At 62.8% G+C, this 2351-nt stretch carries 3 protein-coding genes; all 3 read left to right on the top strand.

Annotation, left to right across the window (positions count from 1 at the left end; genetic code table 11):
• Positions 1–1239 (top strand): NAD(P)/FAD-dependent oxidoreductase (locus U4Y90_RS35870; RefSeq protein WP_321801871.1); only part of this gene is annotated, 1239 nt, incomplete at its 5' end.
• A gap of 32 nt (positions 1240–1271) precedes the next feature.
• Complete coding sequence (locus U4Y90_RS35865; RefSeq protein ID WP_321801870.1) at positions 1272–1709, top strand: RidA family protein; 438 nt, start codon at positions 1272–1274, stop codon at positions 1707–1709.
• A gap of 19 nt (positions 1710–1728) precedes the next feature.
• On the top strand, positions 1729–2351 hold a 623-nt coding region (locus U4Y90_RS35860), incomplete at its 3' end, for a DUF1028 domain-containing protein (RefSeq protein WP_321801868.1).

The raw sequence follows: 2351 nt of genomic DNA, 5'->3' as shown, positions 1-2351 counted from the left end.
CGCGATCGCATCGCCGAGCGCTGGCGTACCGGGCGATGGGACTCGCTCGTCGCCAACGGCCCCGCATGGCACGATCGTTTCCCTAATCTGGAGTTCGCGGATTTCGACCCCAATGGCTTCGCGTCGAAGGATCAGGTCGCCGACTACTTTGTCGCCTATGCAAAGAAGTTCGATGCGCCCATCCGCACCGGCGTCGAAGTAAGAAGGGTCGTGCGCAATGCGGGACGGCCGGGCTTCACCGTCGATACATCAGACGGAACCATCGAAGCGAATCGCGTCGTCGTCGCGACGGGTCCGTTTCAGCGCCCCGTGATTCCGCCGATCGCGCCAAAGTCAGCGAATCTCACGCAGATCCATTCCGCCGACTATCGCAATCCGCGGCAATTGCCGGAAGGCGGCGTGCTCGTCGTGGGCGCGGGATCGTCGGGCGTTCAGATCGCCGATGAATTGCAGCGTGCGGGCCGTCGCGTGTATCTGTCGGTCGGCGCACATGATCGTCCGCCGCGCGGTTATCGCGGACGCGATTTCTGCTGGTGGCTCGGCGTGCTCGGCGAATGGGACGCGGAAGTGATGAAGCCGGGCCGCGAGCACGTGACGATCGCCGTGAGCGGCGCGCGCGGCGGCCATACGGTGGACTTCAGGCGTCTCGCGCATCAAGGCATCACGCTCGTCGGTCTGACGAAAGCATTCGACGATACCGTGGTCACGTTCGAAGCCGATCTCGCGGATAACATCCGGCGCGGCGACGAGAACTATCTGTCATTGCTCGATGCAGCCGATGCCTATGCACAACGCAACGGTCTCGATCTTCCCGAGGAGCCCGAGGCACGCATGATTCCCGCCGATCCGGAATGCATGACTCATCCGCTGCTGGAACTCGATCTCGCGAAGGCAGGCGTCACGTCGATCGTCTGGGCGACAGGTTATGCCGTCGATTTCACCTGGCTGCAAGTCGATGCATTCGACGAAAAAGGCAAACCCAAACATCAGCGCGGCGTCGCAAAAGAACCCGGCATCTATTTCCTCGGCCTGCCGTGGCTCTCGCGCCGCGGCTCCGCATTCATCTGGGGCGTGTGGCACGACGCGAAACATATCGCCGATCACATCGTCACGCAGCGCAAATACCTCGCTTATTACGATGCGCCGCAACGCCATCCGGAAGGGACGCGCGTCGAAAGCGTCGAGCGCGCGCCGGACGAATCGCGTGTCCACAAGGTCAGCGAGATGGGCGTCAACTAATCACAAATCCATCCAGTATCGAGGTGCATTCGATGAGCCAACCTACGCATACCCGTATCCGCATGTTCAACACGAAGGATACGTACCCGAATCAGTCGCTCGATAACGATCTTTGCCAGGCCGTGCGCGCGGGCAACACGGTCTATGTGCGCGGTCAGATCGGCACGGATTTCGACGGCAATCTCGTCGGGCTCGGCGATCCGCGCGCGCAGGCCGAGCAGGCGATGAAGAACGTGAAGCAATTGCTCGAAGAGGCGGGCAGCGACCTTTCGCACGTCGTCAAGACGACGACCTATCTCACCGACGTGCGCTTTCGTGAGCCGGTCTATCGCGAAGTCGGCAAATGGCTGAAGGGCGTGTTTCCGATCTCGACGGGTCTTACTGTCGTCGCGCTCGGTCAACCCGAATGGCTGATGGAGATCGACGTGATCGCCGTCATTCCCGATGGATGGACGCCGCCGAACGCCTGAAGCACATGAAGGAGCGCACATGACTTTTTCAATCGTCGGACGATGTGAACAGACCGGGCAGCTCGGCATCGCGATCAGTTCATCGAGCATCGCGGTGGGCGCGCGCTGTCCGTGGGTGCGCGCGGGCGTCGGCGTGGTCGCGACGCAGAATGTCACGCTGCCCGCGCTCGGTCCGCGGATTCTCGATCACATGGAAAGCGCGAAGCTCGATGCGGCCACTGCGCTGGATCGTGCGTTGGCCGCGAACGAATGGAGCGAGTATCGGCAGGTGACGGTGGTTGATGCGCAAGGCCGCACCGCGTTCTTCAGCGGCAAGCAGGCGCTCGGCACGTATCACGCGGTCGCGGGCAGGCAATGCGTTGCGGCGGGCAACATGCTCGCGGGCACTCACGTGATCGACGCGATGATTCCCGCGTTCGAGAACGCATCGGGTCAACTCGCGGATCGCCTGCTCGCGGCGATGCATGCGGCGATCGCGGCGGGCGGCGAAGCGGGGCCGGTGCATTCGGCGGCGCTGAAGATCGCTGGCGAGCAGAGCTGGCCGCTCGTCGATCTGCGCGTCGACTGGGCCGATGACGATCCCATCGGCAAGCTCGATGGTCTCTGGCGCGCATATAAGCCGCAGATGCAGGATTACGTGAC

Source organism: Caballeronia sp. J97, assembly GCF_905220305.1.
Taxonomy (GTDB): Bacteria; Pseudomonadota; Gammaproteobacteria; order Burkholderiales; family Burkholderiaceae; genus Caballeronia.
The sequence above is the reverse complement of the archived record's forward strand: the minus strand, read 5'-3'. Positions and strand labels throughout refer to the sequence as shown.

What these genes read in the sequence shown, in the direction of transcription:
- U4Y90_RS35865 (WP_321801870.1), top strand. Translation starts at nt 1,272, where the DNA reads ATGAGCCAACCTACGCATACCCGTATCCGCATGTTCAACACGAAGGAT.